This is a genomic window from Amycolatopsis sp. AA4, assembly GCF_002796545.1.
Classification (GTDB): domain Bacteria; phylum Actinomycetota; class Actinomycetes; order Mycobacteriales; family Pseudonocardiaceae; genus Amycolatopsis.
Genome location: NZ_CP024894.1, coordinates 6,763,366 through 6,786,457 on the forward strand (window position 1 = coordinate 6,763,366; position 23,092 = coordinate 6,786,457).

Below are 23,092 nucleotides of genomic sequence, written 5' to 3' on the forward strand. Positions count from 1 at the left end.
GCGTCAGTAATCCTTGAAACCCTTGCCCGTCTTGCGACCCAACCGTCCCGCCGTCACCAGGTGTTCCAAAAGCGGTGCGGGCGCGAAGCCTTCTTCGCGGAACTCGTTGAACAGCGTCCGCTCGATCGCCAGCGACACGTCCAGTCCGACCACGTCCAGCAATTCGAACGGTCCCATCGGCAGGCCGCAGCCGACCTTCATCGCGGTGTCGATGTCGTCCGCCGACGCGTAATGCGCCTCCAGCATTTTCACCGCGTCGTTGAGGTACGGGAAAAGCAACGCGTTCACGATGAATCCGGCGCGGTCGCCGCAGTGCACGGGGTGTTTGCCGACCGCCGCGCACACTGCTGCCGCGGTCGCGGTGACATCCGGCGCGGTCGCGATCGTCGACACCACTTCCACCAGTTTCATCACCGGCGCGGGATTGAAGAAGTGCAGACCGACCACGTCTCCCGGCCGCGAAGTCGCCGCGGCGCATTCGATGACCGGCAGCGAGGACGTCGTGGTCGCGAGCACCGCGCCCGGCCGGACGACCTCGTCCAACGCCGAAAACACCGCCTGCTTAACGGAAAGCTCTTCGGCCACCGCCTCGACCACCAGGTCGACGTCGGCCAGTTCCTCGAATTCCGTCACCGGCCGGATCCGGCCGAGCGCGGCCGCGGCGTCCTCTTCGGACAGTTTGCCCTTCACCACGGCCTTGTCGAGCGACTTCTTCACCTTCGCCACCGACGCTTCGGCCTTCTCCAGGCTGCGCGCCCGCAGTACGACGGCAAAACCGCGCTTGGCGAACACTTCCGCGATGCCGGTGGCCATGGTTCCGGTGCCGATCACGCCGACGGAACGCACCTCGCGAGCCACCGAAGAGTCCACAGTAGACGATGCGACCGAATCCACCACCACTGGCGAATCCGGGGCGTCGTAGGTGTAAAAACCGTGCCCGCTCTTGCGACCCAGCTGACCCGCGGTGATCATCTGCTTCAGCAGCGGCGCGGGCGCGTGCAGCCGGTTGCGGGATTGGTGGTACATCGTGTCGAGGATTTCGTACGCGGTGTCCAGCCCGATCAAATCGAGCAGCGCGAGCGGGCCCATCGGGTAGCCGCAGCCGAAACGCATTGCCGCGTCGAGATCTTCGCGAGTGGCGTACCGCTGTTCGTACATCCGCACCGCGTGGTTGAGATAGCCGAACAGCAGCGCGTTCGCGATGAACCCGGCCCGGTCGCCGATCACCACCGGCGATTTGCCCAGCCGCTGCGCGAATTCCACGACGTCGGACACCACGTCCGGTTCGGTGACCACCGTGCGCACGACCTCGACCAGCTTCAGCACCGGCGCCGGGTTGAAAAAGTGCATCCCGACGACCTTGCCCGGCCGCGCGGTGTGCACGCCGATCTCGGTGATCGACAGCGAGGACGTATTGGACGCGAACACCACGTCCGGCCGCGTCACCTGGTCCAGCCGGGAGAACACCTCGGCCTTCGCCGCGAGGTTCTCCGGGATCGCCTCGATCACCAAGTCCACTTCGGACAGTTCGGAGAGCGAGGTCGTGGCGCGGATCCGGCCCAGCAGCGCCTCCCGGCCCGCCTCGTCGAGCTTCCCGCCCGCGAGCGCCCGTCCGGTCGAATGCCGCAGGTGGCCGAGGCCGCGTTCGACCCCGGCCTCGTCGAGTTCGACCGCGACCACGTCGAGTCCGCTGCGCGCGAGCACCTCGGCGATGCCCGCGCCCATCGTGCCGAGACCGACCACACCGACCGTCGAGATTTCCCGTGCCACAGGGCCTCCAGAGGTTACCCGCTGGTAATTGCCGCTCACTGTGCCATGCGGGCCCCGGGAAAGCACATCGGAATCGAGTCAGTGCCGACGAAGTCACCCGGACGGAATCCGGCGTCACTCCCCGAAGTTCGACTCCACCAGCTCGGCCACCTTCGCCACCGCCTCGGACGCCTGCGCCCCGCGAGCCCGCACCACGATCCGGTCGCCCTGGCGCGCGCCGAGCGACATCAGCGCCAGCACGCTGTGCGCGTCCGCCTCCTGCTCGCCCAGCCGGATCGACACCTCGGCCTCGAATTCCGCGAGGCTGCGCACCACGACCGCGGCCGGGCGCGCGTGCAGGCCGACGTCGTTGGTCAGCGTGAATTCCTTCTCCACCACGCCTTCCTCGCCCGCCGCCGACGGCTCCACCGCGGCCAGGTCCGGCGCGACCCCGGCACTCGCCGCGGCCTCGCCCACCGCCTTGGTATTCGCGCCGCCCTGCGCCGCGACGGCCGCGGCCACCGCGCCTTCCACCAGCGGCGCGTCGACCACCACCGCGGCGGACGGATCCGCCAGCGATTCCACCGCCAGTTCAGCGGTCATCTGCGCGCTGCCGAGGTCGTACAGCAGCACCACGCCGTCGCCGGAATCCGCGCGCTGCGTGGCCGCGACGACCTCGTCGTAATCGGTGCCGATGCCGCCGCCGTCGGGCAGCCCGCCCGCCGGGACGATCCGGACGTCCGGGGCCATCTGAGCGGCCAGTTCGGCCAGGCCTTCGGCCAGTTTCGCGCTGTGCGACACAAGAACGATTCCGACGGTCACCGGGCCGCCTCCGCGAACGCGCGCAGCAGCAACGCCGTCGAACGAGCCCCGGGATCCATATGCCCGACCGCGCGTTCCCCGAGGTACGAGGCACGGCCCTTGCGCGGGATCAAGTCCACAGTGGACTCCGCGCCCCGGTCGGCCCCGTCCGCGGCGGCGGTGAGCACCTCCGCGATCGTTCCGTCCGCGGTGCCTTCGGCCGCGGAGACGGCCGGGATCAGCGCGTCGACCATCGTCGCGTCGCCGCCGACCGCCTTGCCGCGCGCCTGCACCCCCTCCAGGGCCGCCCGCAGCGCGTCCAGCAGCAGCGGCACGTCCAGCTCCGCCGCGTCGCCGACCTTCGCCGACGCACGCAGGAAAGCCGTGCCGTACAGCGGTCCGGCCGCGCCGCCGACCTTGGAAATCAGCGTGGTGGCAGCGAGTTTCAGGACCCCGGCCGGGGTTTCCGGCACCGCGGTCTCCAGCGCGGAGACGATCGCGGTGAAGCCGCGGCTCAGGTTCTCGCCGTGGTCGGCGTCGCCGATCGCGCGGTCGAGGTCCACCAGTTCGGTGCGGTGTTCGGCGATCACTTCGGCGGCGGCGCGCAACGCGGCCGCGACCCCTTCGGCAGTGCAGGCCATCAGATCCCCCACCGCAGCGCGGGCGTGCGCACCGGCGCGTCCCACAGCTGCGTAAGCTCGTCGTCCAATTTCAGCAGGGTCAGGCTGATGCCCTGCATTTCCAGGCTGGTGATGTACGGGCCGACCAGCCTGCGCTCGACCAGGATGCCGCGCTCGGCCAGCAGCCGCTCGGCGATGCCGTGCGCGAGGTACAGCTCCAGCTGCGGCGTGCCGCCCATCGAGTTCGTGAACAGCAGCACCTTGTCGCCGGATTCGAACGGCAGGTCGGACACCACCGCCTCGACCATCCGGCCGACCAGCGCGTCGGCCGGTTCGGCCGGGATCCGCTCGCGGCCGGGCTCGCCGTGGATGCCGATGCCGAACTCGATCTCGTCCGGCCCGAGGTCGAAACTCGGCTCGCCGGCGTGCGGCACGGTCGGCGCGGACAGCGCCACTCCGATCGAGCGGACCTGTCCGATCACCTTGCGCGCCAACGCTTCCACCGCGCCCAGCGAATCGCCGCGCTCGGCCGCCGCGCCGGCGATCTTCTCCAGCAGCACGGTGCCGCCGACGCCGCGCCGCCCGGCGGTGAACGTGGAGTCCTTGACCGCCACGTCGTCGTCGATGACCACGCTGCGCACGTCCAGGTCCTCGGCCGCGGCCAGTTCGGCGGCGGTCTCGAAGTTCAGCACGTCGCCGGTGTAGTTCTTCACGATCAGCAGCGCCCCGGCCGGACCGGTGGTCGCCGCGATCGCGCCCTGCACCGCGTCCGGGGTCGGCGAGGTGAACACCGGACCGGGCACCGCCGCGTCGAGCATCCCGGGACCGACGAACCCGCCGTGCAGCGGCTCGTGCCCGGACCCGCCGCCGGACACCACCGCGACCTTGCCCGCCACCGGCGCGTCCGCGCGCACGACCAGCGCCGGATCGTCGCGCACGCGTAGCAGGTCCGCGTGCGCGACCGCGAGCCCTCTCAGCGATTCGGCGACCACGGCCGCCGGATCGTTGATGATCTTCTTCATGGCGGACCTCCGGCACCTCGGCGTCGTGGACGACCCCAACCTATGAGGTCGCCGGGCGCGCCGCAAAGCGCCCCACGGGTCACGCCGCGGGCAGTTTCCCGGCCAGTTGCTTGGCCAGCCCGACGGTCTTGCCGCACGGGTCGTCCTTGTCCGCCTGCGCGTCGGAGTTCGAGTACTCGAGCTGGACGACCTCGACGTGGTCGTCCTGCCACTGCCGGTGCTGCCATTTCACCTGGCAGCTCGACCCGGAGGAGGTGCCCTGCTTCGCGTACGCCTGGGTCGGCGTGCCGACGTCGGTCTTCAGCCAGCCGTCGCCCTCGGTCGGCGCGACGCCGGGGAACATCGTCACCCGGACGCTCGGGATGAGGCCCCACTCGCACGAATGCAGTCCGGACGACCGCGGCTTCCCGCCCTTCACGACCCCGTCCACCGCGGACTGGTCGAGCACCGTGCACGGATCGACGGCCAGCAGCGTGCCCGGGCCGGGCGTGTACTTCTGCGGGTTGTTGTGCAGTTTCTCGACCGCCGTCGCGACGAGCTTGCGGCCCGCGGCGCAGGCGTCGCCGCCGGGGTAATCGACCCGGAAGGAGACGCCGAGAGCCGGGTCCCGCGAGGTGAGCGCGCTGACCACGCAGCCGGCCGAGTCGCCGACGTCGGGCACCTCGACCTGCGGCAGCCCGCCGACCGAGCCGGTCGTCTTGTCCGACACGAAGGTCACGATGCCGCCGACCTCGACCCGCGCCCGGATTTCCTTGCCGCCCGGGTCGGTCGCCTTCGCGGCGCAGGAGTCGAACTGGGTGGTCGAAGCGGTCGCCTCGCCCTGCAACGTGCCGAGCGGGCTCATCGCGGTCTTGTCCAGGAACTGACACGGCAGCACGTCGCGCAGGACGGCGGGGGCGACCGCGGGATCGGTGATCGGGCCGGACGTCGCGGCGCTGTCCCCGGCGGCGGGGACGGTCGTGCGCGCGAAGTTCTCCTTGCCCAGATTCGGGCCGCCGCACGCGGACAGCGCGACCGCGCCCGCGGCTGCCAGGGCGGACAACTTGAGGAACCGGCCGGACCGGAGATGGTGCACCACGTCCGGCAACCTAGCCTGCGAGGTCGCCGGACGTGGGCGCATTGAATATTTTCGGCGTGGCGAAGCCACTCCGTTGAGGGTGGCGGTGGGGCGGGGCCCGGGCTATTCGAGGGGTGAGCTTTGCGTCGTTTCGGTGCTCGGCGGCACGACCAGCGGCCGCAGCACCGCCCACAGCACGAACAACGCGGTCACCACCAGCAGGCCGATGCCCGACCAGAGGTTGATGTTCACGTCGGCGGCTTTCTTCAGGTCGTCGTCGCTGGTGAACCCGGCGCCCATGATCGTGAGGATCACGCCGTAGACGCCGAGCAGCAAAGCGATGATCAGCCGGATGTCGAAGGCGCCCGCCTTGTGCGGCCGCGAGGTTTTCTCGGTCATGCGGGCCTCCTCAGAAGATGATGTTGAGAGCGATGGTGAGCACGAGGACGATGCCGGCCAGCAGGCCCGGCTTGCGGTACCAGCCCGCGTTCTCGCCGGTGTTGTCGTGCTTGAGCGTGTCGCGCGGCGTGAGCGAGTAGACCAGGCCGACCAGCTGCGAGTCCGGCTTCGGCTCGGTGGCCAGCGAAACCCCGACGCTCACCACGATGTCGACCACGAACGCGGTGCCCGCCGCCACGAAGCTGGTGCCCTGCCCGGCGAGCGAAAGCACCTCGAACTGCGACAACAGCCAGATCGTGATCGCCGACGCGGTGCCGGCCACCAGGCCGATCCAGCCCGCGGCCGCGGTCATCCGCTTCCAGAACATGCCGAGGATGAACGTGGCGAACAGCGGCGCGTTGAAGAACGAGAACAGGTCCTGCAGGTAGGTCAGGATGTTCGCGGACTGCATGGCGACGAACGCGGTGCCGATGGCCAGCACGGTCGCGCCCACCGTGGTCTTGCGGCCCAGGCTCAGGTAGTAGCCGTCCGGCCGGTCCTTCTTCACGTACGTCTGCCAGATGTCGTAGGTGAAGACGGTGTTGAACGAGCTGAGGTTCGCCGCCATGCCCGCCATGAACGACGCGAGCAGACCGGCGATCGCGATGCCGAGGATGCCGTTGGGGAGCAGGTCGCGCATCAGCAGCAGGAGCGCGTTGTTCGCGGTGACCCCGCTCTTGGCCGGTTCGCCCGCGAGCAGAAGTCCCTTGTCCTGCAAGTACTCCGGCACCACGACGCCGGCGATCATGCCGGGGATGATCACGATGAACGGGACCAGCATCTTCGGGAACGCGCCGATGATCGGCGTCCGCCGCGCGGCCGACATGCTCTTCGACGCCATCGCGCGCTGGACCTCGACGAAGTTCGTCGTCCAGTACCCGAAGGACAGCACGAAGCCGAGACCGAACACGATGCCGAGGACGGACAGGAAGTTGTTGCCGAAGCCGGTCAGGTTGTCGCCGGGCCAGGAGTGCAGCTGCGCGGAGCCGCCGGGGCCGTGCGAGATCTTGTCGACCAGGCCCTGCCAGCCGCCGACCTTGACCAGGCCGACGATGGTGAGCGGCAGCAGCGCCACGACGATCACGAAGAACTGCAGCACCTCGTTGTAGATCGCGGCGGACAGCCCGCCCAGCGCGGTGTAGCCGAGCACGATGGCGGCGGCGATGACGATCGACAGCCACAGCGGCCAGCCCAGCAGCAGGTTCACGACGCTGGCCAGCAGGAACAGGTTCGCGCCCGCGATGAGGATCTGCGCCGCGGCGAAGCTGATGCCGTTGACGAGGTGCGCGACCGGCCCGAACCGGCGGCGCATGAACTCGGGGACGCTGCGGACCTTGGAGCCGTAGTAGAACGGCATCATCACCAGGCCGAGGAACAGCATCGCCGGGATGGCGCCGATCCAGAAGTAATGGACGGTCGGCAGGCCGTAGAGGACGCCGTTCGCGGACATGCCCATGACCTCGACCGCGCCGAGGTTCGCGGAAATGAACGCCAGGCCGGTGACCCACGCCGGCAGCGACCGGCCCGACAGCAGGAAGTCGAGACTGCTCGACACCTGCCTTCGCGCGAGATAGCCGATGCCGAGCACCAGGACGAAATAGAACGCCAACTCGATGTAGTCGATCGGACTCGCGTCGAGCCGCAAGTTCGCGTCGGCGAGGAACGGCACCCCTGCCACCTCCGAATCAAACATTCTTACACAGAAAACACCATCGTTCCTGTCAGACCGGCACAGTACTGCATGGATTCCGAACAGGCACCCCGACACCGCGGTTTTTCACCAACCTGCCGCTGACCTGTGCATTTCACGTGCCCGGAAGCGCCCGTGTTGAGTCCTGTCGCTTCGCCCGGCAAGGACTCACCAAGGTCACAGATTCACCCGATCCGGGAGGGATCCCCTCCGCCGCCCATAAGATCCCCGCACCTTCGACGACCTTCGGAAAGGACTCCCCTGCGATGACCGGTCCCGCTTCCCCGCTCCGCATGCCCGGACGACTGCGCGGCGCGCTCGTGTTCGTGTTCCTCCAGGCGCTGCTGAACGGCGTATTCGGCATCTTCGCCCAGCTGGAGATCGCGAGATGGGTGGACCACGGCCAAGACCCGGCCGGGGTCCTGTACCTCGTCGAGTTCCTCTCGTACATCTTCGCCGCCGGGCTGCTGGCGTCCGCGATCGCGATCCTGCTCGGCTACGACTGGGGCCGGTGGGCGCTTCTGGTGTGCGAGGTGCTGTCCGCGATCGGCGGGCTGATCAACCTGGTGTCCGGCAGCCCGCAGGCGATCGTCGGGCTGGTGCTGGCCGGGCTGGTGGTGTCGACGCTCTTCCAGGAACAGGTGAAGGCCTGGTTCGAGGCGAAGGCGGCGCAGCGCCGGGGCGCGGCCGGTCCGGCCTCGCCGCAGCCCGGCACGACCATCTGACGAATGCGCTGAACTGGGGGCTCCCGGCCTGGCCGGGAGCCTTTTTTCTGCAGCCGTCCGGCTATCGGCCGGCCTTGTCGAGCCGGGCGAGCCATTCGCGCAGCAGGCCGGCCTCGAAGACGCTGAAGCCCGCGTCGGTCACCGGGTCGGCGTCTTTGGTGGGGGCGACGATCCCGAGCAGGGCCTGCGCCCGATCGGCGATCGGGGAACCCTCGGCGGGCGCGGTTTGCTCGGTCAGCGCGTCGAGCACGACGTCGCGCAACGGCCGGATCAACTGGACGTCTCGCGCTTCCTCCGGCTGCGCCAGCAGAAGCAGAACCGCGCCGGTCGTGGACGCCTCGATGGCCACCGCGGCCGCCTCGACGGGCACCCGGAGCAGGCCTCGCGCGTTGGCGCGTTCGAGCATGCCGCACAGGATGGCCCGGTTTTCCGCGGCCGCCGCGGGTTGCCTGCCCGGCCGGACGTTTCCGTACATCAGCGTGTAGATCGCGGGATTGGCCAGCCCGAACGCGACGTGCACGTCCCAGCCTCGGCGCAGGTCCTCGACCGGGTCCTCGCTCGGCTCGAACGCGCGCTTCTCCGCGAGGTAACTCTCGAAGCCGAAGGTGGCCACGGCATCGAGCAGCCCGTCCTTGTCCGCGAAAAGCCGGTACAGCGTCGGCGTTTGAACTCCGGCCGCCGTCGCGACAGCGCGCGTGGACAGCCCCGACGGGCCGGCCTCGGCCAGCAATTTCACCGCTTCGCTCAGGATGCGCTCGCGCTGGTCGTCCGATGCCATGTGCCGACGATAACAGATTCCTGTTGACGTTGACACTGACGCTGTCATCGCTCTAGCTTTATCAACGTCAACAGCGAAGGGATCCGTTCATGTCCTCTGTTCACGTCGCGATCGCCTACTACTCCGGCTACGGGCACACCCTCGAGATCGCGAAGGCCGTCGCCGACGGCGCCGGGTCAGTGCCCGGGGCCGGCGCCGAACTGGTCGACGTCGCCGAAATGACCGACGCGAAATGGGAAACCCTCGACGCGAGCGACGCGATCATCTTCGGCACGCCGACCTACATGGGTTCGGCGTCCGGGGCGTTCCACGCGTTCGCCGAGGCGACCTCGAAACGCTGGATGTCCCAGCGGTGGCTGGACAAACTCGCGTCCGGGTTCACCAACTCCGGTTCGATGAGCGGCGACAAACTGCACACCCTGCAGTACCTGGCCCTGCTCGCCGCACAGCACGGCATGCACTGGGTCAGCCTCGGCCTGATGCCCGGCTGGAACACCACGACCAGCAGCGAACACGACGACAACCGGCTCGGGTTCTATCTCGGCGCGGGCGCGCAAACCTGGAACGACCAGGGCCCGGAAGCCGTCCACGCCGCGGACCTCGCCACGGCACGCCACCTCGGCGCGCGGGTCGCTACGCAGGCCCTGCGGTACCGGCTGCCGCTCGCTTCGTAGCGGTCAGAACAGCCGGAACTCGTCGGAATCCGTGCCGCGCAACGCGTCGTAGTCCAGGACGACGCAGCGGATCCCGCGGTCTTCGGCGAGGACCCGCGCCTGCGGCTTGATCACCTGCGCCGCGAACACGCCCTGGACCGGGGCCAGCAGCGGGTCTCGGTTGAGGAGTTCGAGGTACCGGGTCAGCTGCTCGACCCCGTCGATCTCGCCGCGGCGCTTGATTTCCACCGCGACCGAACCGCCGTCGGCGTCGCGCGCCATGATGTCGACCGGGCCGATCGCGGTCGGGTACTCGCGCCGGACCAGCGTGTAGCCGTCGCCGAGGGTTTTGATGTGCTCGGCGAGCAGTTCCTGCAGGTGCGCTTCCACGCCGTCCTTCTGCAGGCCGGGGTCGACGCCGAGGTCGTGCTTCGAATCGTGCATGACCTCGTCGATCGTGATGACGAGCTTCTCGCCTGCCTTGTTCTGGACCGTCCAGATGTCCGGGTCCTCGATCAGCCAGCACGGCGGCGACATCCAGTTCAGCGGCTTGTACGAGCCGCCGTCGGAGTGCACGAGCACCGAACCGTCGGCCTTCACCATCAGGACGCGGTTGGCCATCGGGAGATGCGCGGTCAGCCTGCCGACGTAGTCGACCTGGCACCGGGCGACGACGAGCCTCATCGGACCCGCCCCGCACGGCGCGGGCTGGCTTGCTGGGAAGGGAGCACGAGACGCACCCGCCGAGGGTAGGACAGGCTCGGCGATACTGGCGAGGTGGACCCCATTCAGCGTGTCGCGACCCGCGAGGTGTATCGGAACAACTGGATGACGGTGCGCGAGGACGCCGTCCGCCGCGCCGACGGCAGCGACGGGATCTACGGCGTCGTCGACAAACCGACCTACGCCCTGGTCATCCCCCTCGACGGCGACCGGCTGCACCTGGTCGAGCAGTTCCGGTATCCGCTCGGGATGCGGCGCTGGGAATTCCCGCAGGGCACCGCGCCCGACCTCGCCGAGACCCCGCCCGCCGAACTGGCCCGGCGGGAATTGCGCGAGGAAACCGGATTGCGGGCGTCGGCGTTGACGGAACTGGGAATGCTCGACGTCGCGCCCGGGATGGCCAGCCAGCGCGGCCACGTGTATCTCGCGACCGGCCTCGCCGAGGGCGAACCGGAACGGGAGCCGGAGGAACAGGACATGCGGACGGCGTGGTTCAGCCGGTCCGAGGTGGAGAAGATGATCTCGACCGGGGAGATCTCGGACGCGCAGTCGGTGGCCGCGTACACGTTGCTGCTGCTGCACGAACGCCGCTGACCGGCTGCTGTTGCACGAACGCCGCTTCCCCTCCGCCGCGGTTGCCCTGGCGAAGGTCCGTGAAGGACCCCTTGAGGGAATCTAATTCCCTCAAGGGGTCCTTCACGGACCACGGCATCGCGGGTTCGGGCCAGTCGTGGCCCGAGGTCAATCCGTCCACTCGGGCTTGCGCTTCTCCAAGAACGCCGCCATCCCCTCGCGCGCGCCCGGCAGTTGCGAAGCCGACGCCATCACCTCGACGGCGATCGCGTACGCGTCCGCCTCCGGACGGTCCAGCTGCGCGTACAACGTCTGCTTCCCCATCGCCTTGCTCGCCCGGCTGCCGCGGGTCGCGCGGGCGAGCAGGTCGGCGACCGCGTCGTCCAGGGAATCGTCCGGGACTACGCGGTTGACCAGGCCCCAGTCCAGCGCCGTCGCCGCGTCGATCACGTCGCCGGTCAAGGCGAGTTCCATCAGGCGTTTCCGGCCGATCGCGCGCGCCACCGGCACCGCGGGCGTGTGGCAGAACCAGCCCCCCTTGCCGCCGGGGAGCGCGAATCCCGCCGATTCCGCCGCGACCGCCAGATCGCACGACGCGACCAGCTGGCATCCCGCCGCCGTCGCCAGGCCGTGCACCCGGGCGATCACCACCTGCGGCACCGATTCCATCGTCCGCATCAGCGTCGTGCACAGGGTGAGCAGCTCGCGCACCCCCATGAGGTCCCGGGACGCGACGTCGCCGAAGTCGTGCCCGGCGGAGAACACCGGCCCCGCGGCGGCCAGCACGATGCCGGTCGCGTCGGTCTCGCCCGCTTCACGGAACGCGGCGAGCAACTCGCCGAGATGCTCGGCGGACAGCGAATTGCGCCGCGCCGCGCGGTTCATCGTGATGGTGACCGTGTCCCCGTCCCGCTTCACGAGGAGGTGCTCGTACTCGCCCATGCCCCGACCGTAACCCCGTCGGCCGGGATGCGGAAAGTGCGCCGATACGAATCCGGCCGGACCCCGACCTCCGCCCGCAGCCGGCGCCGCAGGTTCGCGGCGCTGCCCAGCCCCGCCCGCTCCGCCACCCGGGCGACCGGCAGGTCGGTGGTTTCGAGCAACCGCTGCGCGTGCTGCACCCGCTGAACGAGCAGCCACCGCCCCGGCGTACTGCCCGTCGCGGCCGCGAACTCGCGATGGAACGTCCGAGGGCTCATCCCCGCGTGCTCGACCAGATCCGGTACGCCGATCTCGTCCGCGAGCCGCGCCAACGCCCAGTCCATTGTGGACGCTATCCCCGGCCGGGAAGCATTGGCGGGCAACGGAGCTTCCGCATACTGTCGCTGCCCGCCCTCCCGAACCGGCGGCATGACCAGCCGACGAGCAAGCCGCGCAGCCACCTCCGCCCCATGATCACGGCGGACCAAGTGCAGGCAAAGATCGAGCCCCCCGACGACCCCCGCCGACGTAAGCACCCCGTCCTGCTCGGTGTACAAGACATCGCGCCGAAGCTCAGCGGCCGGCGCCGCGATCGCGAGTGCGTCCAGGTCCCGCCAATGCGTCGTAGCAGGGCGGCCGTCGAGCAGCCCAGCTGCGGCGAGCGTGAATGCCCCGGAGCAAAGCCCAGCGACCACCGCCCCCGAACGATGGGCCCGCCGAAGCGCAGCGCTGGCCGCATCCGGGACTTCCGCGAGGGGGTCGACCCGCCCGGGCGCAAGAACCAGGTCACATCCGTTCAACCCAGAAAGCCCATGCGTCGCAACGACTTCCCCAAACGGCGACACCGCTGTCCGGCCCCGCCCAGGCGCGCAAACCCGCACGGTGAACGGCCCGATGCCGCTGTCGGTGCGGTCCTGCGCCCACACCTCCGCGATCACCGCGAGGTCGAACATCCGGCTGCCGGGCAAAAGCAGCACCCCGATCGTGCGCATGGCAGAAAAGTACCGCATCGCGCCTCTTCTGCCACTCCCCAGCACGCGACCCGCTGGCGAGACTCGACTCATGACGACCGCACTCCTGCTGATCGACGTCCAACAAGGCTTCGACGACGCCGCTTTCTGGGGCCCGCGCAACAACCCCGACGCGGAAGCGAACATCCAAGCCCTGCTAGAAGCCTGGCAAGCCCGCCGAGACCCAGTAGTCCTAGTCCACCACGACTCGATCAAGCCGGATTCGCCCCTGCGCCCAGGCCAACCAGGCAACGACTTCAAACCAGAACTGGCCGACGCCCGCCCAGACCTGGTCTTCGGCAAAAAAGTGAATTCGGCGTTCCTAGGCGACGTAGACCTGCACGCCTGGTTCACCAAGAAAAACATCACCAGCTTCGTACTGGCCGGAATCCAAACCAACTTCTGCTGCGAAACCACCGCCCGCATGGGCGGAAACCTGGGCTACGACGTAACTTTCGCCCTAGACGCCACCTTCACCTTCGACCTGCAGGCCCCAGACGGCACCACCGTAACCGCAGACGAACTAACAAAAACAACCGCAACAAACCTACAAGGCGGCAGCTTCGCCACAGTAAAAAACACAAAACAAATCCTGAGCTAACCACCCAAACAGCGAGGCACCCACCCCTCCCCCATCCCCGATACAAAGCCGCCCTGCGGTTCGGGGGTGCTTGTCAAGGCATCTTTCCCGCCTTGACAAGCACCCCCGAACCGTCAGCACAATCAAAAATCGGGGTGCCCACGCAACCCAGACCAGGCGCAATGTCGCCCGCCAGGGCGACGAGCCGCCCCCCCTACCTCCCCAACCCGTGCCGCTCCCGAACCAACTCCACAATCCCAGCCATAATATCCGTCAACTCATAATCCTTAGGCGTAAACACCCGAGCAATCCCCCGCTCCGCCAAAACGGCAGCATCATCCGGCGGAATAATCCCGCCCACGATAACCGGAATATCCCCAGCCCCAGCCGCCCGCAACCCGTCGACGACCAACGGAACCACCTCAAGATGCGACCCGGACAACACAGACAACCCGACCACGTGCACCCCCTCCTGCACCGCAGCCGCGACAATCTGCTCCGGAGTCAGCCGAATCCCCTGATAAACCACCTCGAACCCGACATCCCGAGCCCGCACGGCAACCTGCTCAGCCCCATTGGAATGCCCGTCCAGCCCAGGCTTCCCCACGAGGATCCGCAGCCGCTCCCCCATCTCGGCCTCGGTCCGGCGCACCAGCTCCCGAACCCGCTCCAGTCCAGGGTCCCCCTGCCCAGCAGCCGCCGCGGCGGAAACCCCAGTAGGCGCCCGGTATTCCCCGAACACCTCCCGCAACGCCCCAGACCATTCGCCGGTCGTCACCCCAGCCGAAGCACACGCCAAAGTAGCCTCGAACAAATTCGCGGATGTCCCCGCCGCTTCCTTCAACGCAGCAAGAGAAGCAGCGACAGCAGCGTTGTCCCGCTCCTCCCGCCACTTCTCCACCGCGGCGACCGCGGCCTTCTCCACCGCGGGATCGATAGTCTCGATCGCCTTGGCCCCCTCCGCCTGCAACGGCGAGGGCTCAGTCGTCTCGAACTTGTTCACCCCGACCAGAACCCGCTCCCCGTTCTCCACTCCCCGCCGATACTCCGCGAGAGAAGAAACGAGCTGCGATTTCATGTACCCGCTCTCGACGGCGGCCACCGCCCCGCCGAGATCCTGCACCCGCGCGATCTCCTCGCGTGCCCCGGAAACGATCTCGTCGACCTTGGCCTGCACCACGTGCGACCCGTCGAAAATATCCTCGTACTCCAGCAAATCCGTCTCGAACGCCAGCACCTGCTGCATCCGCAACGCCCACTGCTGATCCCACGGCCGAGGCAACCCCAGCGCCTCGTTCCAAGCAGGCAGCTGAATCGCCCGCGCCCGCGAACCCCGCGACAGCGACACCGCCAGCATCTCCAGCACGATCCGCTGGACGTTGTTCTCCGGCTGCGCCTCAGTGAGCCCGAGCGAGTTCACCTGCACGCCGTACCGCAGCCGCCGCGCCTTCGGGTTCTCGACTCCGTAGCGATCGCGCGTCAGCTCGTCCCACAACTGCGTGAACGCGCGCATCTTGCACATCTCTTCGACGAACCGGACGCCCGCGTTGACGAAGAACGAGATCCGCGCGACGACCTTCTCCATGTCGGCCTGGTCGACCTGGCCGGAGTCGCGCACCGCGTCCAGCACGGCGATCGCGGTGCACAACGCGTACGCGACCTCCTGCGTCGGCGTCGCGCCCGCTTCCTGCAGGTGGTAGCTGCAGATGTTGATCGGGTTCCACTTCGGCACGTGGTGCACGGTCCACGCGATCATGTCGGTGATCAGCCGGAGGCTCGGCCCGGGCGGGAAAATGTAGGTGCCGCGGGACAGGTACTCCTTGATGATGTCGTTCTGCGTGGTGCCGGTGAGCTTGGCCAGCACCTCGTCGACGTCGCGGCCCTCGGCCTCGGCCTGTTCGCGGGCCACCGAGACGTACAGCGCGAGCAGCCACATCGCGGGCGCGTTGATGGTCATCGAGGTGTTGGCCTCGGCGAGCGGGATGCCGTCGAACAGCTGCCGCATGTCGCCGATGTGCGAGACCGGCACGCCGACCTTGCCGACCTCGCCGCGCGCGAGCACGTGGTCCGGGTCGTAGCCGGTCTGGGTCGGGAGGTCGAAGGCGACCGACAGCCCGGTCTGCCCCTTGGCGAGGTTCCGCCGGTACAGCTCGTTGGACGCGGCGGCGGACGAATGACCCGCATAGGTGCGCATCACCCAGGGCCGGTCGCGCTCGTGGTCGGTGGGGTACGGCACGGTGCACCTCTCTTCGCCGAGACGACCGCCCGAGTGTACCCGCCGGTAACTTAATCGGCGGAGTGGATTCGGCCACGCCCGGGTGACGCGCCGGGCCGGACGACCACTACCCCGCGGTCGAGGTCGACGGTACCCAGCGGCGGCGCTCCCTGCGCTTCCTCCTCCAGGGTCATCTCCACCGAGTCCCGGTGTTCGAGCTCGTTGCGCTTGGTGCCGTAGAGGAACGCGGTGACCTCGTCGAGGTAAGTCGAGGACAGCCGCGCCTTGAGCCGGGACGGTTTCTTCTTCCTCCGCAGCTCCCACCCGCCGACGATGAGCAGCACGATGGTGGCGACCGGCAGCGAGAGACCCAGCAAGGTCAGCAGCATGTCCTACCCAACGGCCGGGGAGCGCGGAGCGTTCCGGGAAATCAGCTCGGCGACGTGCGCGGCGTCCGGGACGGCCATCAGCTCCGGCAGGATCGGATGCCAGGCGGGCCGGGACCGGAAACCCTGGTCGCGCAGCCATTCGGCGGTGGTGGGGTGGAAGTCGATCGTCCCGGTGCCGTCGCCGTGGTCGCGCACCCTCGGCTTTCCCAGATCGGCCAGCTGGACCCAGCGGAACTCGATGCCGGGCGGCGACTCCGACACGAAAATCAGCCTGCGATCGGTGACGAGGTAGGTCGTCACGGCGATGAAGCCACGCCGCTCGCGGTTGCGCTCGAACCCGCTGGTGATGAACAGGCTGAACACGACGATCCAGCCGATCATCGCCCAGCGGCTCAGGTCGAGGACCGCGGCCAGCGCGGAGACGACGAGGACCAGGATCCCCACCGTGACGTAGTAGTGGTAGTCGCGGTAGCGCCGCACGTAGCGCTGCGGCCGCCCGGACCAGAGCAGTCGTTCGTCTTCGGCCAGTGGGTACATCGCGCCCTCCTCGCTCCCTGAGGAATGCACGCCGTCCGGTTCGCCCGGGTTGCCCGGCCCGCCGGAATTATTCGGCCCTGGAGCCAACCGCCGCAGAGCGCATCCGGGCGATCAACTCGGCGACGTGCGCGGGGGCCTCGATCGCGACCAGTTCGGGGACCATCGTCGCGAGCGGCGACTCAGCCCGGAACTGCAGGTCGCGCATCCGGACGCGCAGCGGAGCCCCGAATCCGACGGTACCGGTGCCGTCGCCGTAGTCGCGCACCCGCGGCACGCCCAGGTCGGGAAGCCACACCCAGCGGAACTCGATGCCCTCCGGACGGTAGGCGACGAAGACGACGCGGCGTTCGGTCACCAGGTAGCTCAGCCCCCCAAACATCGCCTTCCGCCGCCGGTTCCGTTCGGAACCCAGTCCAAGCGCCATGCCGAAAAAGACCGGCCACAGCTGGAAGACGGCGGAATACACGTCGAACCGCGCGACGGCGATGACGCCGAGCGCGACCAGCACTCCAAAGCCCACCGTTGTGACGAGGTAGATGTGGTAGTCCGCGTACCGGCGCGGGTACCGCCGCGGCCGCCCGGACCAGAGCAGTCGTTCGTCTTCGGCCAGCGGATACATCGCGCCCTCCTCGCTCCCTGAGGAATGCACGCCGTCCGGTTCGCCCGGGTTGCCCGGCCCGCCGGAAACCGTGTGACGGAAATCCGCGAGACGGCGACCGGTCCGGGATCTACCGTGGTCAACCGTGACGTGGAGCGGGTACGGCAGTTATCTGGTGATCGTGGTTCTCATCGTGCTCGCGCCGGGGCCGGACACGATGGTGATGCTCAAGAACGCGCTGTCCGGCGGGGCGCGGGGCGGTTTGCTGGCCACGGCGGGCATCTTCGCGGGCAACGCGGTGCAGGGCACGGCCGCCGCGCTTGGGCTTGGGGTCGTTATCGCTCGTTCGCAGCCGGTGTTCCTCACGCTCAAGTGGCTCGGCGCGGCGTACCTGCTGTACCTCGGCTTCCAGGCCCTGCGCGGTGCCTGGCGCGGCAACTACGACACCGTCGCCGACACTCAGCGCAAGCGCGCCAGCGGCTTCCGGCGGTGGCGCGAGGGCTTCCTGTCGAACATCACGAACCCCAAGGTCCTGGTGCTGTACCTGTCGGTGCTGCCGCAGTTCCTCGACCCGGTCCGCACGACGACCTGGGACGCGCTCGTGCTCGCGTACACGGTCGCCGTGCTGGGCACGATCTGGCTGCTGGTCCTCCTGTTCTTCGTGCACCGGGTCCGCGAGTGGCTCAACCGCCGCAAGGTCCGGCGCGCGCTTGACGGGGTGACCGGCACCGCGCTGGTCGGGTTCGGCGCGGCGCTGGCCCTCGAGTCCTGACGCCGGCTCAGAGAACCTCGTCCAGCCAGTCGTAGACGCGGCCGTTCGCGAGCCGCATCGCGCCGACGTGGCAGTGTGCGTCCGCGCCCTCCTCCGCGGTGAAGTTCAGCAGCTTCTTCGGACCGCGGACCCGGTCGTACAACTGCTGCGGTTGTCCGGTGAAGAACAAGTCCTCCGGTGCGTCGCAGATCAGCGCCGGGCACGTGATGCGCTCGGCCACGCCGTCGTACAGGTTGTATTCGAGGTACTTCGCGAGGAACTCCCGATCGCTCGCGCCGCCCATCACGTACCGGCCGTGGCTCAGTGCCCAGCGGACGGTCGGGCTCTGCTCCCGCGCACCGGCGAGACAAGCGTCCAGTTCCGGATCCTCCGGCGCGTTCGCCCGGCGGACGATCTCGTCGCGGTCCCACGGGAGTTGCTGCACGAACGGCGCAGCGGCGTCGAAGAGGCCGTCCACCGCCACGACGGCCGCCAGCCGCGGCTCGAACGCGGCGGCCCGCGGTGCGAGCATTCCGCCGAGGCTCCAGCCGATCAGCGCGACCTTCTCCGCGAGCACGTCCGGGAGAGCGAGCGCGTAGTCGAGCACCTGGCTGACGACGTGCTCCCAATCCGGACGGAACAGCAACCCGTCGCGATGCACGGCGCTGGGTTGGCCGGGGCCGTCGAATGTCAGGACGTGGTAGCCGCGTTCCTGGCCGGCCGTCGCGCCCATGAAGTGCAGGTCTTCGGCGCTGCCGTCGAAACCGTTGTGCACCACCAGAAGCGGCTTCGGCCCGTCGCCCGGAGCGCGGTAGAAGTAGCCACGCAAAACGTGACCGTCGTAGGGGATTTCGATCCGTTCGACGTTGTCGATCGTCTCGATCGCCCGCTGGAAGCACTCGACGTTGCGCTCGTAGGCGTAGTTGATCCGCGGGTCGTCCGGGTTGCCGTGCAAGAAAAACTCGGCGCGGCGGTAGTACGTCGAGGCCCGCAGGTACGCGTCGCGCGCACTGACCGGGTGCATGGTGGCGGCTTCGGCGTAGAGCCGTTCGGCGGTGGCGAGCCACGCGTCGTGCCAGCTGTCGTAGTCACCGGATTTGACGTTCGACGCGATCGCGACGACCTCGCCGAAATCCGCGCCGCCGTACGCGATCTCGCCCAGGGCGACCAGGGTTTCGAACCAGAATTGGGGGTCGTCTTCGAACAGCAGCGGCTTCATCGGATCTCTTCTTTCGCGAAGGTGCGGAAATCACGGGCGGGTCGCCCGGCGACCCGCTCGACGGTGTCGGTCACGCGGTCCTCGGCGCCGCCGCGGATCGCCTCGTCCAGCGAGGCGAGCATTGCGGCGTACGACTCGGGAAGGCCGTCGCGGACCAGGAATTGCTGGTACTGCTGGGAAGAAACCGGGGCGTGCACCACCGGATGGCCGAGCTGTTTCCCGACGATCTCGGCGGCCTCGCCGTAGCTGAGCGCGCGCGGACCGGTGAGGAGGTGGTCGGTGTTGTGCGGTTCCGGATCGAGCAGCGCGCGGACGGCGACCGCGGCGATGTCGCTCGCGTCGACGAACGCCACGCGGGCGTCGCCGGTCGCGGTCACGATCCGGCCCGCGCGGGCGCTGTCGCCGACCAGGTGCCCGGGAAGGAAGTTCTGCATGAACCACGACGGCCGCAGCACCGCCCAGCCCGGTTGACGGCGGACCAGGCCAGGCAGCTCGCCCACCACCGGGGTGTGTTCGTCCACGGCGGACGAACTGAGCAGGACCACGCGGGCATCCGGCGCGTGCTTGAGGAACGCCTCGACGAGCGGCTGCGGCTCGGGCGCGACCGGGGCGATCAGGTAGACCGCCGAGACCCCGTCCAGCGCCGGGCCGTACGTCGCGGGATCATCCCAGTCGAACCGGATCTGGCCGGGCTCAACGGGATTCCGGGTCGCCGCCCGGGCCCGCACCCCGGCCTCGCGAAGACCTCGCACGACGCGGCTGCCAGTGGTGCCGGTCGAGCCGAGCACGAGTACGTCAGACACCGGGCACCCCGAGCACCTCGGTCACGGCGAGCGGGCTCCAGTAATCGCGGTAGCGGCGGATCAGGCCGTCGCGGACGGTCAGGACCACGACGTAGCGCAGTCGGTACGGCTTCTGCGTGGCGACCGCGATGCCGGCCAGTTCGAACTCCGCGATCGTGACCTCCGGGTCGGTCGTCTGGTGCACGGTCTTCGCGACGACCTCGCGGTGGTCCAGCAGGTTCGGATAGTCGCTCAGGTACTCGGCCAGCGCCGCGCGGCCTTCGACGCGCTCCGGCCGCCCGGGCGCGGCGAACGGGAACTCGGTCACCGCGTCCTCGGCGAACAACTGCAGGAATCCGGCCATGTCGTGCTCGATCAGCAGGTCCAGCGCGTGCTCGATGACTGTCATCGAACCCCCTCCTCAGGAATGGACGAGACGGTACCGTCTCAACGACAACGTACACGGGACGGGACCGTATCGTCCACCCGTTATGCTGACCGGCATGACGACCCGCCGGACCCCGACCGGAGCTGCCGTGCTGCAGCCCGACGTCACCTACGCCATCACCGAAGCCGTGATCGACGAACTGGCCGACCACGGCTTCGGCAGGCTTTCGATGGAAGCGGTCGCGAAACGCGCGGGCGTCGGGAAAAGCGCGCTATACCGGCGCTGGCCGTCGAAAGACGAAATGATCGGCGCGGTCATCGCGGAATTCAGCGTGGCGCGCGCGGTGGACCCGGACACCGGCAGCCTGCGCGGCGATATCCGGGCGACGCTGGAAGCGCTCTACGAATGGATCACGCACCCGCGGTTTTCGCGGATTTTCCCCGGGCTGATCGCGGAAGCCCGCCGAAACCCGGCGATGGCCGAATTCGCCCGGCACACGATCGGCGGGCCGCGCCGGGCGATCAACCGGGCAGTGTTCACCAGGGCGATCGAGCGCGGGGAGATCCCGGCGGACACCGATGTCGAGATGGCCCTGGACATGGGCGCGGGGATCATCTACTGGCGATTGATCGTGCGCGGAGCGTCCGTGGAGGAAGGGTATTTGGACCAGGTGACGGATTTGGTGGTGCGCGCGTTGAAAAGCTCGTGAGTGTTAGTTCCGGTTAGAACCGGCACAAACACTCACGAGCCCCCAACTCAAGCCCGCTCCGGCTCCCCCGTTACCCGCTCGATTCGCGCGCCCAGCCGGTTCAAGTTCTCCACGAAATGCGGATATCCGCGGTCGATGTGGAACACGTCCCACACCTCCGTCACGCCGTCCGCGCACAGCCCGGCCAGCACCAGACCGGCCCCGGCGCGGATGTCCGACGCCCACACCGGTGCGCTGGACAGCTTCTCGACGCCCCGGACCACCGCGTGGTGCCCGTCCGTACGGGCGTCGCCGGAGAGCCGGATCATTTCCTCGATGAAGCGGAACCGCGCCTCGTACACGTTTTCCGTGATCATCGACGTGCCCTCGGACACCGCCGACAGCGCGACCGCGAACGGCTGCAGGTCAGTGGCGAAACCGGGGTACGGCAGCGTCACCCAGTCGACCGCCTTCGGACGTTCCGCCTGGACGACCCGGAAACCCTTGTCGTCGTAGGTGGTCACCTCCGCGCCGGCCAGGCGCAGTTTGTCCAGGACCAGGTCGAGGTGGTGCGGGTTCACGCCGCGCACGGTCAGGTCGCCGCGGGTCATCGCGGCGGCGAACGCCCAGGTCGCGCCGACGATGCGGTCGCCGATCACGCGGTGTTCGGTCGGGTGCAGCTGCTCGACGCCGTGCACGGTGAGCGTCGAGGTGCCCGCGCCCTCGATTTTCGCGCCCATTTCGGTCAGCATCGTGCAGATGTCGGCGATTTCCGGCTCGCGGGCGGCGTTGTCGATCACCGTCGTGCCCTCGGCCAGCACGGCCGCCATCAGGATGTTCTCGGTCGCGCCGACGCTCGGGAAGTCCAGCCAGATCTGGGTGCCGACCAGCGTTTCGGCCTTCGCGACGACACAGCCGTGCTCGATCGTGCTCGTCGCGCCGAGCTTGCGGAGGCCGTTCTGGTGCATGTCCAGCGGACGCTGGCCGATCGCGTCGCCGCCGGGCAGCGCGACGACCGCCTGCTTCAGCCGCCCGACCAGCGGGCCCAGCACGCACACCGAGGCGCGCAGCTTGCCCATCGCCGCCGAATCGGCGCGGTGCGACAGCTCCGCGGGCGTCGTGATGCGCGCCGTGTCGCCCTCGATCTCCACCTCGCAGCCGACGCTGCGCAGGACATCGCCCATCAGCGGGACGTCCAGGATCTGCGGGCAGTTCGTGATGGTCGTGGTGCCCTCGGCCAGCAGTGCCGCGGCCATCAGTTTCAGCACGCTGTTCTTGGCGCCGACCACGTCGACCTCGCCGACCAGCCGCGCTCCGCCGTGCACGTCGAAGTGCTCGCTCATGGCCGCCAATCATGCCCTCTCGCCCAGTTTTGCCCGAACCCGGGCCGGTAGAGTCGGGCGCATGGTGGTTCGTATCAACCGGGTCTACACGAAGGTCGGCGACAGCGGCACGACCGCGCTCGGCGACGGCTCCCGGGTGCCCAAGACCTCTGCCCGGCTGGCCGCCTACGCCGACACGGACGAGGCCAATTCCGTGCTCGGCCTGGCGATCGCGCTCGGCGGGCTGTCCGACGAGATCTCCGGCGTGCTGCGCCGCATCCAGAACGACCTGTTCGACGTCGGCGCGGACCTGTGCCTGCCGATCCAGGAAGACCCGCCGTACGAGCCGCTGCGCATCACCGAGGCCTACCTCGAACGGCTCGAGGGCTGGTGCGACGAGTTCAACGAACGCCTGCCGAAGCTCACGTCGTTCATCCTCCCGGGCGGCACCCCGGGCGCGGCGTTCCTGCACCAGGCCCGCACGGTCTCCCGCCGCGCGGAACGCTCCGCGTGGGCCCTGATGGAGGCCGAGCCGGACACGTCGAACCCGATCGCGGCCAAGTACCTGAACCGGCTCTCGGACCTGTTGTTCATCCTTGCCCGGCTGGCGAATCCGGAGGGCGACGTGCTGTGGCAGCCGGGCGGCTGAGGCAGCCGCTCTCCCCACCGCGAGCACCAGGGGGTTACCGGCCCCAGCTGGCCTCCTGAGCGGCCCAGTAGCGCTCGTAATCGACGTCCCACGTCGAATCCCGGCCCGGCTCGACGGCCTGGGCGGCAGTGAGGTCCTCGAGCCGCACCGGCTTCGGCAAGCTCTGCCAGCGGCGGGCCCGGTCTTCCCGTTCTCGGGCGTCCATCCGCCCAGG

Annotated in this window: 27 protein-coding genes; 7 read left to right on the top strand and 20 right to left on the bottom strand. The window is 68.9% G+C overall.

The annotated features are described in order from the left end of the window. Positions 1 to 3: 3 nt before the first annotated feature. The 7 genes from CU254_RS31115 to CU254_RS31145 form a co-directional block, all read right to left on the bottom strand. A complete protein-coding gene (locus CU254_RS31115) occupies positions 4 to 1,770 on the bottom strand; it encodes a 3-hydroxyacyl-CoA dehydrogenase family protein (RefSeq protein ID WP_037715389.1) in 1,767 nt (588 codons plus the stop codon). Between the two features lie 114 nt (positions 1,771 to 1,884). Then, positions 1,885 to 2,571 carry a dihydroxyacetone kinase phosphoryl donor subunit DhaM gene (dhaM, locus tag CU254_RS31120; protein ID WP_009082535.1) on the bottom strand — a complete coding sequence of 229 codons (687 nt, stop codon included), beginning with the start codon at positions 2,569 to 2,571 and terminating at the stop codon, positions 1,885 to 1,887. Next, positions 2,568 to 3,191 (bottom strand): dihydroxyacetone kinase subunit DhaL, encoded by a 624-nt coding sequence (gene dhaL, locus CU254_RS31125; protein ID WP_037718272.1) that lies wholly within the window; start codon positions 3,189 to 3,191, stop codon positions 2,568 to 2,570. The genes dhaM and dhaL overlap by 4 nt, the downstream gene beginning before the upstream one ends. Then, a complete protein-coding gene (dhaK, locus tag CU254_RS31130; protein ID WP_009082540.1) occupies positions 3,191 to 4,192 on the bottom strand; it encodes a dihydroxyacetone kinase subunit DhaK in 1,002 nt (333 codons plus the stop codon). Before dhaK ends, dhaL begins: the two co-directional genes overlap by 1 nt. Before the next feature lie 79 nt (positions 4,193 to 4,271). Continuing rightward, positions 4,272 to 5,270: a hypothetical protein gene (locus CU254_RS31135; protein WP_100266935.1), complete on the bottom strand. Its 999-nt coding sequence runs from the start codon at positions 5,268 to 5,270 to the stop codon at positions 4,272 to 4,274. 102 nt (positions 5,271 to 5,372) lie between these two features. Then, the gene (locus CU254_RS31140) at positions 5,373 to 5,648 is read right to left on the bottom strand and encodes a hypothetical protein (RefSeq protein ID WP_009082544.1); all 276 of its coding nucleotides are present in this window, start codon (positions 5,646 to 5,648) and stop codon (positions 5,373 to 5,375) included. A 10-nt stretch (positions 5,649 to 5,658) separates the two neighbouring features. Next, the gene (locus tag CU254_RS31145) at positions 5,659 to 7,356 is read right to left on the bottom strand and encodes a sodium:solute symporter family protein (RefSeq protein ID WP_009082546.1); all 1,698 of its coding nucleotides are present in this window, start codon (positions 7,354 to 7,356) and stop codon (positions 5,659 to 5,661) included. A 287-nt stretch (positions 7,357 to 7,643) separates the two neighbouring features. Here CU254_RS31145 and CU254_RS31150 point away from each other — a divergent pair, with 287 nt between their 5' ends. Further along, a complete protein-coding gene (locus CU254_RS31150; RefSeq protein WP_100266936.1) occupies positions 7,644 to 8,102 on the top strand; it encodes a hypothetical protein in 459 nt (152 codons plus the stop codon). A 61-nt stretch (positions 8,103 to 8,163) separates the two neighbouring features. Here CU254_RS31150 and CU254_RS31155 read toward each other — a convergent pair whose 3' ends face one another. Then, the gene (locus tag CU254_RS31155) at positions 8,164 to 8,880 is read right to left on the bottom strand and encodes a TetR/AcrR family transcriptional regulator (RefSeq protein WP_037715397.1); all 717 of its coding nucleotides are present in this window, start codon (positions 8,878 to 8,880) and stop codon (positions 8,164 to 8,166) included. An 89-nt stretch (positions 8,881 to 8,969) separates the two neighbouring features. On the opposite strand from CU254_RS31155, the gene CU254_RS31160 reads away from it, so the two are divergent. After that, a complete protein-coding gene (locus CU254_RS31160; protein ID WP_009082551.1) occupies positions 8,970 to 9,554 on the top strand; it encodes a flavodoxin family protein in 585 nt (194 codons plus the stop codon). Positions 9,555 to 9,557: 3 nt separating this feature from the next. Here CU254_RS31160 and nucS read toward each other — a convergent pair whose 3' ends face one another. Further along, positions 9,558 to 10,217, bottom strand: a complete 660-nt coding sequence (gene nucS / locus CU254_RS31165; protein ID WP_009082552.1) for an endonuclease NucS — start codon at positions 10,215 to 10,217, stop codon at positions 9,558 to 9,560. 93 nt (positions 10,218 to 10,310) lie between these two features. Here nucS and CU254_RS31170 point away from each other — a divergent pair, with 93 nt between their 5' ends. Beyond that, the gene (locus CU254_RS31170; RefSeq protein ID WP_009082554.1) at positions 10,311 to 10,850 is read left to right on the top strand and encodes an NUDIX hydrolase; all 540 of its coding nucleotides are present in this window, start codon (positions 10,311 to 10,313) and stop codon (positions 10,848 to 10,850) included. Between the two features lie 147 nt (positions 10,851 to 10,997). Here the strand turns inward: CU254_RS31170 and CU254_RS31175 are convergent, their stop codons facing one another. Continuing rightward, the gene (locus CU254_RS31175; protein ID WP_009082556.1) at positions 10,998 to 11,771 is read right to left on the bottom strand and encodes an enoyl-CoA hydratase-related protein; all 774 of its coding nucleotides are present in this window, start codon (positions 11,769 to 11,771) and stop codon (positions 10,998 to 11,000) included. Beyond that, positions 11,744 to 12,742, bottom strand: a complete 999-nt coding sequence (locus CU254_RS31180; protein ID WP_009082558.1) for a GlxA family transcriptional regulator — start codon at positions 12,740 to 12,742, stop codon at positions 11,744 to 11,746. The genes CU254_RS31175 and CU254_RS31180 overlap by 28 nt, the downstream gene beginning before the upstream one ends. Positions 12,743 to 12,812: 70 nt before the next feature. On the opposite strand from CU254_RS31180, the gene CU254_RS31185 reads away from it, so the two are divergent. Then, positions 12,813 to 13,361 carry a cysteine hydrolase family protein gene (locus CU254_RS31185; protein ID WP_009082560.1) on the top strand — a complete coding sequence of 183 codons (549 nt, stop codon included), beginning with the start codon at positions 12,813 to 12,815 and terminating at the stop codon, positions 13,359 to 13,361. A 193-nt stretch (positions 13,362 to 13,554) separates the two neighbouring features. On the opposite strand, the gene CU254_RS31190 is transcribed toward CU254_RS31185, so the two are convergent. From CU254_RS31190 to CU254_RS31205, 4 genes are all read right to left on the bottom strand, one after another. After that, positions 13,555 to 15,576, bottom strand: a complete 2,022-nt coding sequence (locus tag CU254_RS31190) for a protein meaA (RefSeq protein WP_100266938.1) — start codon at positions 15,574 to 15,576, stop codon at positions 13,555 to 13,557. 50 nt (positions 15,577 to 15,626) lie between these two features. Then, entirely contained in the window at positions 15,627 to 15,944 is a 318-nt protein-coding gene (locus tag CU254_RS31195) for a DUF6191 domain-containing protein (RefSeq protein ID WP_234392774.1), read from the bottom strand. A 3-nt stretch (positions 15,945 to 15,947) separates the two neighbouring features. Further along, positions 15,948 to 16,481, bottom strand: a complete 534-nt coding sequence (locus CU254_RS31200) for a hypothetical protein (protein WP_009082563.1) — start codon at positions 16,479 to 16,481, stop codon at positions 15,948 to 15,950. A 67-nt stretch (positions 16,482 to 16,548) separates the two neighbouring features. Continuing rightward, positions 16,549 to 17,100 carry a hypothetical protein gene (locus tag CU254_RS31205; protein WP_009082564.1) on the bottom strand — a complete coding sequence of 184 codons (552 nt, stop codon included), beginning with the start codon at positions 17,098 to 17,100 and terminating at the stop codon, positions 16,549 to 16,551. Between the two features lie 124 nt (positions 17,101 to 17,224). Between CU254_RS31205 and CU254_RS31210 the strand changes: the two genes are divergently transcribed. After that, positions 17,225 to 17,851 (top strand): LysE family translocator, encoded by a 627-nt coding sequence (locus tag CU254_RS31210; protein ID WP_009082566.1) that lies wholly within the window; start codon positions 17,225 to 17,227, stop codon positions 17,849 to 17,851. 7 nt (positions 17,852 to 17,858) lie between these two features. On the opposite strand, the gene CU254_RS31215 is transcribed toward CU254_RS31210, so the two are convergent. Genes CU254_RS31215 through CU254_RS31225 form a run of 3 tightly spaced genes read right to left on the bottom strand, consistent with a single transcriptional unit; the run spans position 17,859 to position 20,240 of the window. Further along, positions 17,859 to 19,049, bottom strand: coding sequence for a S9 family peptidase (locus CU254_RS31215; RefSeq protein WP_009082567.1), 1,191 nt, complete (start codon positions 19,047 to 19,049; stop codon positions 17,859 to 17,861). After that, entirely contained in the window at positions 19,046 to 19,852 is an 807-nt protein-coding gene (locus tag CU254_RS31220; RefSeq protein WP_009082569.1) for an NmrA family NAD(P)-binding protein, read from the bottom strand. The genes CU254_RS31215 and CU254_RS31220 overlap by 4 nt, the downstream gene beginning before the upstream one ends. Beyond that, the gene (locus CU254_RS31225) at positions 19,845 to 20,240 is read right to left on the bottom strand and encodes a nuclear transport factor 2 family protein (protein ID WP_009082570.1); all 396 of its coding nucleotides are present in this window, start codon (positions 20,238 to 20,240) and stop codon (positions 19,845 to 19,847) included. Before CU254_RS31225 ends, CU254_RS31220 begins: the two co-directional genes overlap by 8 nt. 94 nt (positions 20,241 to 20,334) lie before the next feature. Between CU254_RS31225 and CU254_RS31230 the strand changes: the two genes are divergently transcribed. Next, positions 20,335 to 20,928 carry a TetR/AcrR family transcriptional regulator gene (locus CU254_RS31230; RefSeq protein ID WP_100267155.1) on the top strand — a complete coding sequence of 198 codons (594 nt, stop codon included), beginning with the start codon at positions 20,335 to 20,337 and terminating at the stop codon, positions 20,926 to 20,928. Between the two features lie 47 nt (positions 20,929 to 20,975). On the opposite strand, the gene murA is transcribed toward CU254_RS31230, so the two are convergent. Then, complete coding sequence (gene murA / locus CU254_RS31235; protein ID WP_009082574.1) at positions 20,976 to 22,250, bottom strand: UDP-N-acetylglucosamine 1-carboxyvinyltransferase; 1,275 nt, start codon at positions 22,248 to 22,250, stop codon at positions 20,976 to 20,978. 61 nt (positions 22,251 to 22,311) lie between these two features. On the opposite strand from murA, the gene CU254_RS31240 reads away from it, so the two are divergent. Beyond that, complete coding sequence (locus CU254_RS31240) at positions 22,312 to 22,878, top strand: cob(I)yrinic acid a,c-diamide adenosyltransferase (protein WP_009082576.1); 567 nt, start codon at positions 22,312 to 22,314, stop codon at positions 22,876 to 22,878. Between the two features lie 34 nt (positions 22,879 to 22,912). Here CU254_RS31240 and CU254_RS31245 read toward each other — a convergent pair whose 3' ends face one another. After that, positions 22,913 to 23,083 (bottom strand): hypothetical protein, encoded by a 171-nt coding sequence (locus CU254_RS31245; RefSeq protein ID WP_158688119.1) that lies wholly within the window; start codon positions 23,081 to 23,083, stop codon positions 22,913 to 22,915. Positions 23,084 to 23,092 lie beyond the last annotated feature (9 nt).